Genomic DNA, 9,144 nt, shown 5'->3' with positions numbered 1-9,144 from the left:
GCCATCCGAAGGGATTCGAACCCCTGACCGCCCGGTTCGTAGCCGGGTACTCTATCCAGCTGAGCTACGGATGCATATTTTGAATTTTGTTAAAATGGTGCATCCGAAGGGATTCGAACCCCTGACCGCCCGGTTCGTAGCCGGGTACTCTATCCAGCTGAGCTACGGATGCATATTTTAAATTTTTAAAAATGGCGGTGAGAGAGGGATTCGAACCCTCGATGCAGCTTTTGACCGCATACTCCCTTAGCAGGGGAGCGCCTTCAGCCTCTCGGCCATCTCACCAAAACAACCATGATTTTATCTGAACAACAAAATCATTATGTGTGGCGCACATATTACGGTTTACAAAAAATAAGTCAAACATTTTTTTGCTTACGCGTTCTAGTTGTTTAATTCGTGCCCAAAATATTGCTATTCTTTAGGCTCAGAAACCTCATCAGCCTTGTTTTGTGCTTGATGGATTCTGTTATAGATTTCTTCACGATGAATAGAAACTTCTTTAGGTGCATTAATACCAATTCTGACCTGATTGCCTTTCACGCCCAAAATGGTAATAACAACATCGTCACCAATAATTAGTGTTTCACCTACTCTCCGAGTTAAAATTAACATTCGATCTCCTACTCTCAGTTATTTATATATCCAAACTGTTATAAAAAGTAGCTTCGTTAGTCCATCAATAAACACAATAATGGATTTAAAAGACAAACTCTGTTGGCTTGTTTTAAGTCAATCGAATCTATCTCACTAACTAGCTTGTAATTTATTACTGATTTCCTTTTTCACAGAAGATAACGCTCCTGGTAACGCTGAAAGATCCATTCCACCTGCTTGGGCGAAATCAGGCCGCCCACCACCTTTACCACCTACCATTAATGCTAATTGAGATACTAATTCGCCAGCTTTAACAATATTAATTAAATCATTTGTTACACCAGCAGCTAAATTAATTTTGTCACCATTAACAGCAGCAAGAACAATTACTCCAGACTTCAATTGATTTTTAAGATCATCAATCATTGTGCGCAATTGTTTCGCTTCGACATTATCAAGTTTAGCGATTAGCAAATTTTTATTACCAATGTTTTCACATTGATTGAGCAGTTGTGCACTTTGTTGGCTAGCTTTTTGTGCATTTAATTGCTCTATGGTTTTCTCTAACTGTTTAGTTTGTTCAAGCAATTGCTCAATACGAACTAAAACTGTAGATTTGTCGCTTTTTACCAATTGTTCAATTTGCGTTAACAAATTGGATTCATGGTGTATGTACTCCATTGCATTTTGCCCTGTTGTAGCTTCAATACGACGAACACCAGAAGCAATGCTGGATTCTGAGGTAATTTTAAATAGACCTATATCACCAGTTCGATCAACATGCGTACCTCCGCACAATTCAATCGAAAAATCTCCCATTGTTAGCACTCTAACAATGTCTTCGTATTTCTCACCAAATAATGCCATAGCGCCTCTATTTTTAGCTTCATCTATTGGCATTAACTCAATATCGACAGGTAAGTTACGACGTATTTGTTGATTCACCAGATTTTCAATTTCAGTAATTTGCTCTGCTGTTATGGCTTGATTATGTGAAAAGTCAAAACGCAGATAGCTATCATTGACTAATGAACCTTTTTGATGGACATGATTGCCTAAAATTTGTTGCAGTGCAGCTTGCAATAAATGTGTAGCAGAATGATTACGACGAATGCGTTCACGTAGCTCAACATCAATCGCTGCAGTAACATTATCACCAACTTTTAGGGATCCTTTTACGATCTGCCCTAAATGACCAATACTTTTACCATATTTCTGACTATCAAAAACGGTGTATTCAAGGTTAGCATTGGTTAAGACACCTTTATCGCCAATTTGACCACCAGACTCACCATAGAAAGGGGTTTTATCTAATATCACAATAGCGTCTTCACCGGCATGAATACTGTCAACTTTTTGGCCATTTTTAAAAATCGCTATAACTTTTGCGGAAGATTCTGTTGCTTGATAACCTAAAAATTCAGTTACCTCATCAAGTTTAATCACATTGCTATAATCAACACTAAATGAACTTGATTCACGCGCGCGTTTTCGTTGCTCTTCCATACAGTTATTAAAACCGACTTCATCAATCGTGATATTTTTTTCACGGCAGACATCAGCCGTTAAGTCTAATGGGAAACCGTAAGTATCATAAAGCTTAAAGGCAATATCACCCGGTAAAACATGACCTGTAATTTTTGCTAATTCTTGATCAAGTAAGAATAAACCACGTTCTAATGTTTTTAAGAATTGTTCTTCTTCTAGTCTCAGGGTATTTTCAACATGTTCACGATTATTATTTAATTCTACTGCGGCATTTTCCATTACGTTAATTAATGGTTTTACCAGTTTATAGAAGAATATTCCTTTTGCGCCAAGCATATGACCATGTCGTACTGCTCGTCGGATGATTCGACGTAATACATAGCCACGACCTTCATTGGAAGGCATCACACCATCTGAAATTAAAAACGCACAAGATCGAATATGATCGGCAATAACTCGCAAAGATTTATTTTCTAAATCTTTAGTTTGAATAATTTCAGCTGCATCTTTAATTAACTGTTTAAATAAGTCAATATCGTAATTAGAGTTAACATGTTGCAGTACGGCAGCAATACGTTCAAGTCCCATACCTGTATCAACAGAAGGTTTAGGTAAAGGCTCCATGGTACCGTCGGCATGGCGATTAAACTGCATAAAGACGATATTCCAAATTTCAATGAAACGGTCACCATCTTCTTCAGGGCTACCTGGAGGTCCACCCCATAAATGATCACCATGATCATAAAAAATTTCGGTACACGGTCCACAAGGGCCGGTATCACCCATTTGCCAAAAGTTATCAGATGCATAAGGTGCACCTTTATTATCGCCAATTCGTATAATACGTTCTTTTGGAATACCGATATCTTTTTCCCAAATAGCATAAGCTTCGTCATCTGTTTCATAAACAGTAACAGTAAGCTTATCTTTTGGAAGATTAAACCATTCTTTACTGGTTAATAATTCCCATGCAAAATGAATTGCATCACGTTTGAAGTAATCACCAAAACTAAAATTACCTAGCATTTCAAAGAAAGTATGATGTCTAGCTGTGTAGCCAACATTATCAAGATCGTTATGTTTACCGCCAGCGCGTACGCAACGTTGTGCTGTTGTTGCTCGACTATAAGGACGTTTATCTATACCAAGAAATACATCTTTAAATTGATTCATTCCAGCATTAGTGAATAGTAATGTTGGATCATTATGTGGAACAAGGGAACTACTTGCTACGATTTCGTGTCCTTTGCTATTGAAAAAGTCAAGAAAATTTTGACGAATTTCTGCAGTGCTTTTCATTTAGGCTTCCATATAAAAATGATAGATATTTAAATATAGTAATATACCCGTTACAACTAAAGTTGAATAGTAGATGTTCTTTATACTGCAGTGAATCTAGCTAATATTACAAGTAAATAAGGAAAAAATAAAATGACCTAGTGAGCTTTATTCGTAAAGGGTATCGTTCAAACTTCGATTGAATACATTTTAGATATTTTACCAGTTTAAGTCAACAAACTGTACACATTTTTTACATCATCTTGTGTATAACCTCGGGTTGTTAAGAATTGTATGTTTTTGTACCACAAAGGTTTATTTTTGGGATCAATTTGTTTAAATTTTTTAATTAATTGTTGGTGAGCAATTTCAGACCAATTTATATCTGAATTATTCAGAATTTCACGGCTTAAGTCGGTTGCTAAACCTCGTTGCTTAAGTTCTAATGCAATTCGGTATTTACCATATCCTTTGTTAGCTCGCATAGTAATATATTTTTCAATATATTGGGCATCATTCATCCAATTTTGCTCAATACAATACTCAATAACATCATTAATTTCTGAGCTAAGTTGATGGTATTGTTCGTGATACTCTTCGTCCGAACTTTTGATTTTTTTGGCAAAAAATAGTGTTAGTTTTTGGTTTAATTTATAGGATGAATGGTCACGCTGTGCAAGTAATTGCACAGCTTTATTTAAGATAGATTTATTGAGTTTTTTGCTCATTACTCAAAACTTTCATCTTCTGGTGATGCGTCTTCATCAGAAAAAACCGCAGGACTATTTAATAATAGTTCTCGTAATTTAGTTTCAAGTTCATTGGCAATTTCGGGATGCTCTTGTAAAAATTTAATTGAATTCGCTTTTCCTTGACCCACTTTTTCGCCGTTATAGCTATACCATGCCCCCGCTTTATCAACTAATTTATGTTTGACACCTAAATCAATTAATTCACCATCTTTAGAAATACCACAACCATATAGTATTTGAAATTCAGCTTGTCTAAATGGCGCTGCGACTTTATTTTTAACAACTTTAACTCGTGTGTCACTACCAATCACATCTTCGCCTTCTTTTACTGCACCAGTACGACGGATATCTAAACGAACAGATGCGTAGAATTTAAGTGCATTACCACCAGTTGTGGTTTCTGGGTTACCAAACATCACACCAATTTTCATCCGAATTTGGTTAATAAATACGACTAAACAATTCGCATTTTTAATATTTGCAGTAAGTTTTCGCAGGGCTTGTGACATCAAACGAGCTTGTAACCCCATATGCGAATCACCCATTTCACCTTCAATTTCAGCCTTAGGTGTTAATGCTGCTACCGAGTCGACAATGATCACATCAACTGCGCCAGAACGAACTAATGCATCACAAATTTCAAGTGCTTGTTCACCGGTGTCGGGTTGTGAAACTAATAAGTCATCAACTTGTACACCTAATTTAGCTGCATAAATTGGATCTAAGGCGTGTTCTGCATCAATAAATGCGCAAGTTTTACCTTCTTTTTGAGCCTGTGCAATAACCGATAATGTTAATGTGGTTTTACCTGATGATTCTGGTCCAAAAATTTCAACTATTCGCCCCATTGGTAAGCCACCAATGCCTAATGCAATATCAAGTCCTAAAGAACCAGTTGAGACGGCATCAACATCTAACGTTTGGGTATCCCCTAAACGCATAATAGAACCTTTACCAAATTGTTTTTCGATTTGACTTAATGCTGCTGAAAGTGCACGTTGTTTGTTTTCGTTCATATAATAAAATTCCACTGAGTTAGCATATTGGGTGGTATTATACTGTATTGTTATACAGTATCAAGTTTTTTTTGCTTTAAATAAAATAGATAATAACTGATACATAATAAAATGTTTTTTTTCATGAAGTCGACTAAATTCATGCGCTAATTTAGACTTAAGTGAGGGACTAAAAATAGAGATAGTTTAGTTCAATTCGAGATAAGTGTTAGCCAGCAATACATTGAGACAAATAAAAACCAATGAACTTGTTTATCAAAAAAAATAATTGAAAAAATAGAAAGTAAATAAGGTAAAAATTGGATATTATTTGCTCGTTTTTCCTGCAAAATGGTATTTGTTACTGTGAGTTTAATGCGATTAATAAGTCATATACGAATTAAGTTAATCTTATTGAAGTCAATTTTTTGTCGATCAAATTGTTTAAAGCTTTAGACTTAAATGTTATGCTAAACTTAACTTTTTTTACATATCTCATTAGCGCTTACATAAAGGGAAATAATGACCATTGATAAACAATGTAATGAATATGAATTGTGCCCAAATTGCGATTTGGTTGTAGAGCTATCTGATATTCTTTTAAAACATAAGGCGGTATGTCCTCGTTGTAATACCACCTTAGCTAAAAATAATGCAGATATGAAGTTTAAAGCGATGATCTACGCCATATGTGCATTGATAATGGTTATCGCAGCAAGTCATTTTATATTTATTGATATTCGTCTGGTCGGTAATTTTAATGGCGTAAGTGTTATTGATATACCTAAAACACTATTTGATGATAATTACAGTTATATTTCGGCGCTTTTTGTCGTGTTTGTATTGCTTTTTCCCGTTATTAATTTAGCAATTATTGCGCTACTTTGCTCTAAAATAGAGCTTTCAAAATATCGCAAAAGAGATCTGTTAGTTGTATACGAAAGATTTCAACACTGGTGCATGCCAGAAATATTTCTAACAGGGGTACTGGTTAGCTTTGTTAAATTGATGAGTTACGGTAATATCGGCGTAACCAGTTCATTTTGGGCTTTTTGTTTATTCGCCTTTTTTTATATAAAAGCGTTAGTTATTTTTTCTCCGGATGCAATTTGGAATGAGATTAAAACAAATAATTTTGCTAAAGGCGAATTAAAAACAGGTAAAACGGCAATCAGTCAAAAATTAAAGTTATGTAGCTGTTGTCAGGCTATTGTTCCTTTTGAGTATGCTAAATGTCCTCGATGTAAACAGAAAAGTCAGATTCGAAACCGTAATAAAATACAATGGACGATTGCATTACTAACAACTTCATTACTAATTTATATTCCAGCAAATTTATATGGCATTATGATAACGGTTGTATTTGGTTCATCATCGACTTCAACCATTATGGATGGGGTCATCTATATGTGGCAAGCGGGTGATGTTCCTGTTGCGTTAATTATTTTTACAGCGAGTGTTGTTATTCCAATTTTGAAAATTATTTCACTTAGCTGGCTCTGTTATTTTGCCTTAGCGGTTAAGCGAAAAAATAAACAAAATTGTTTGAGAATGAAAAAATTATATAGTGCTGTCGAATTTATCGGTAAATGGTCAATGATTGATATCTTTGTGGTTTCTGTCGTGTGTTCATTAGTTAGAAATCAACAAATGATGGGGGTATATCCAGATATTGGTGTTGTATTTTTTGCCACCGTCGTAATTGTGACAATGATTGCATCGCAAAAATTTGATCCTCGATTAATTTGGGATCGTAGACCAATTAGAAATTAGCGTTATAGGAAACATATGACAAATTCAAATAGATTAGCAAAAATTATCAAAATCAGAGCTATCTCAGCAATATGGATTATCCCTATTGTTACTGTAATTGTTGGGCTTTGGATAATTTACTCTCATTTTGCTGATAGAGGTACATCCTTCACTTTGCTGGCAAAAGATGCTAGTGGTATTGTTGCTGGAAAAACGGTGATTAAAAATCGTAGTGTTGATGTAGGCATAATAGATCAAGTGACGTTATCGGATGATTATAATCAAGTTGTCATCAAAGGACGAATCTATAAAAATATGGAGCCTTTGCTTAAAAATGACTCCATATTTTGGGTGGTTAAACCAGAAATAGGGCGTGATGGAGTTACGGGATTAGGTACGATTTTATCGGGTGTTTATATTGAATTAGTCGCAGGAAATGATAAACATAGCTTTAAAAACGATCCGTTTGAATTGTCTGATTCGCCACCCATATCCGATCCTAGTATTAAGGGTATTCGGTTAAATTTAGAAAGTGATCAAAGCGGAATGATACCGCGTGGTGCTTCAGTGATGTTTAGAGGCTATCGGGTAGGGAATGTAGAAACCTCGTTGTTTGATGTTGAAGCGCGTAAAATGAAATATCAAATTTTCATCAAAGAGCCTTATGATGCGCTAGTGACACAAAATGTTAGATTTTGGAAAGAAGGTGGAATTAATTTAACACTTTCTTCTATGGGTGCAAGTTTGAATTTTCCTTCTTTAGATGTTCTGTTATCTGGGGGAATCAGTTTTGATTTACCGGATGGATCTAAATTGGGGGCTCCAGCACAGCAGTATGCATTATATCAATTATACGATGATAAAAAGTCGATACAAGAATCTCAATACACTCAATATAAAGAGTTCCTGATCATGATTTCAGATTCCATATCGGGGCTAAATGTTGGCGCACCGGTTGAGTATCATGGAATAAGACTCGGTACAGTTAGCAAAGTGCCATTTTATACCATAGACATGTTAAATGAATCGTCAATACTGAATCAAAAAGTACCGGTCTTAATTAAGATTGAGCCTGATCGTTTATCCGACTTAGTGGATGAAAAAATCGATATTGCAAAGCAGATCATGGAAGAACAAAAAAATGGTTTAAGAGCTTCGCTTAAAACATCAAATTTATTTACGGGTGCGCTGTATATTGATTTGGATTTTTATCCTGATTTAAAAAATGAATACAATGAAAAAACAGCTGTGCAATATGGTTATGATACCATCGACACTACTTCAACAGGCATAGCACAAATACAAGCTAAAATTTTACAATTATTAGATAACTTCAATAATTTACCATTAAATAAAACAATGGATCAGTTTAATCAATCATTGGCATCGAGTGAGCGTTTAATGAATTCGTTGAATAAGATCATGGCAAGCAAAGAGATGCAAACGATGCCAAAAGATCTGCAAAAAGCGTTACGCTCATTGAACGATACAATGAAAGAATTACAACCTGGTTCAGAAATGAATAATCAAATAAAAGAGAGTTTACAAAAAATTCAACAAATGATGGATGAGTTGACGCCATTGTTAAGCACATTGAATGATAAAAGCAATGCTTTAATATTCTCTGCACCTGTTAAACAAGATTTGGAACCCAAAGCAAAAGGTAAAAAATAATGAAGAGTATAATAAATCGCATTTTTACAATTGGGATTATGGCATTATTAACGACATTAGTTGGCTGTTCTTCAGGAACCGCTGAAAAACATTACTTTCAATTAGAGAGTCATTTACAAAATCAACGTTCACAAACCTTGAATTCAGCGCATGGTTTTATATGGATTGAATCCATAGATGTAGCTAGTTTTTTAAACAAACAAGGGATTGTTTTGCAAACGGATAATATTCAGTTTGTTACGGCTTCAAACAATTTATGGGGATCATCGCTTTCACAACAACTTGGTGATCGTTTAGAACAAGATTTAGCGATTTTTCTACCTCATTATTTAGTTTCAACCAAAGCAATTACTACCCCAACATTGACCGTCAAACTATTTATTGATGGATTTCATGGCAGTTACACCGGCGATGCGATAATAAAAGGGCGTTGGGTTGTTAAAGATAGTAAAGAAAATATTGAAACAAAATTTTTTGAACATCGTATAGCGTTAAAAAATAATGGCTATGCCGCATTAGTCAATGCATTATCGAAAGGTTGGCAGGATGAAGAGCGTGACTTTGCCACCTCGATAACACGTTAAGAGATTCGATAACATTTCGCCATT

At 35.1% G+C, this 9,144-nt stretch carries 7 protein-coding genes and 3 tRNA genes; 3 read left to right on the top strand and 7 right to left on the bottom strand.

Translation table 11 applies throughout. From position 1 onward, the window contains the following. From ACGH6R_RS03885 to recA, 7 genes are all read right to left on the bottom strand, one after another. Positions 1-74, bottom strand: a tRNA-Arg gene (locus ACGH6R_RS03885). 21 nt (positions 75-95) lie between these two features. Continuing rightward, positions 96-172: transfer RNA gene (locus ACGH6R_RS03880), tRNA-Arg, on the bottom strand. A gap of 20 nt (positions 173-192) precedes the next feature. After that, positions 193-285, bottom strand: a tRNA-Ser gene (locus ACGH6R_RS03875). A gap of 129 nt (positions 286-414) precedes the next feature. After that, entirely contained in the window at positions 415-615 is a 201-nt protein-coding gene (gene csrA, locus ACGH6R_RS03870; RefSeq protein WP_065559044.1) for a carbon storage regulator CsrA, read from the bottom strand. A 135-nt stretch (positions 616-750) separates the two neighbouring features. Continuing rightward, a complete protein-coding gene (alaS, locus tag ACGH6R_RS03865; RefSeq protein ID WP_267377866.1) occupies positions 751-3,384 on the bottom strand; it encodes an alanine--tRNA ligase in 2,634 nt (877 codons plus the stop codon). A 206-nt stretch (positions 3,385-3,590) separates the two neighbouring features. After that, complete coding sequence (locus tag ACGH6R_RS03860; RefSeq protein ID WP_267359044.1) at positions 3,591-4,091, bottom strand: regulatory protein RecX; 501 nt, start codon at positions 4,089-4,091, stop codon at positions 3,591-3,593. Continuing rightward, complete coding sequence (gene recA, locus ACGH6R_RS03855; protein WP_267351741.1) at positions 4,091-5,131, bottom strand: recombinase RecA; 1,041 nt, start codon at positions 5,129-5,131, stop codon at positions 4,091-4,093. Before recA ends, ACGH6R_RS03860 begins: the two co-directional genes overlap by 1 nt. Before the next feature lie 501 nt (positions 5,132-5,632). On the opposite strand from recA, the gene ACGH6R_RS03850 reads away from it, so the two are divergent. The 3 genes from ACGH6R_RS03850 to ACGH6R_RS03840 are packed head-to-tail and all read left to right on the top strand — an operon-like array spanning position 5,633 to position 9,120. Beyond that, a complete protein-coding gene (locus tag ACGH6R_RS03850; protein ID WP_267351739.1) occupies positions 5,633-6,883 on the top strand; it encodes a PqiA/YebS family transporter subunit in 1,251 nt (416 codons plus the stop codon). 15 nt (positions 6,884-6,898) lie between these two features. After that, a complete protein-coding gene (pqiB, locus tag ACGH6R_RS03845) occupies positions 6,899-8,536 on the top strand; it encodes an intermembrane transport protein PqiB (RefSeq protein ID WP_065559049.1) in 1,638 nt (545 codons plus the stop codon). Continuing rightward, the gene (locus ACGH6R_RS03840; protein ID WP_411598948.1) at positions 8,536-9,120 is read left to right on the top strand and encodes a membrane integrity-associated transporter subunit PqiC; all 585 of its coding nucleotides are present in this window, start codon (positions 8,536-8,538) and stop codon (positions 9,118-9,120) included. Before pqiB ends, ACGH6R_RS03840 begins: the two co-directional genes overlap by 1 nt. The last annotated feature ends 24 nt before the right edge of the window (positions 9,121-9,144 follow it).

The organism is Gilliamella sp. CG13, assembly GCF_046635805.1.
GTDB classification, from domain to species: domain Bacteria; phylum Pseudomonadota; class Gammaproteobacteria; order Enterobacterales; family Orbaceae; genus Gilliamella; species Gilliamella apicola_I.
The sequence above is the reverse complement of the archived record's forward strand: the minus strand, read 5'-3'. Positions and strand labels throughout refer to the sequence as shown.

Coding starts and splice junctions, on each gene's coding strand:
- csrA (WP_065559044.1), bottom strand. CDS start 615: ATGTTAATTTTAACTCGGAGAGTAGGTGAAACACTAATTATTGGTGAC.
- alaS (WP_267377866.1), bottom strand. CDS start 3,384: ATGAAAAGCACTGCAGAAATTCGTCAAAATTTTCTTGACTTTTTCAAT.
- ACGH6R_RS03860 (WP_267359044.1), bottom strand. CDS start 4,091: ATGAGCAAAAAACTCAATAAATCTATCTTAAATAAAGCTGTGCAATTA.
- recA (WP_267351741.1), bottom strand. CDS start 5,131: ATGAACGAAAACAAACAACGTGCACTTTCAGCAGCATTAAGTCAAATC.
- ACGH6R_RS03850 (WP_267351739.1), top strand. CDS start 5,633: ATGACCATTGATAAACAATGTAATGAATATGAATTGTGCCCAAATTGC.
- pqiB (WP_065559049.1), top strand. CDS start 6,899: ATGACAAATTCAAATAGATTAGCAAAAATTATCAAAATCAGAGCTATC.
- ACGH6R_RS03840 (WP_411598948.1), top strand. CDS start 8,536: ATGAAGAGTATAATAAATCGCATTTTTACAATTGGGATTATGGCATTA.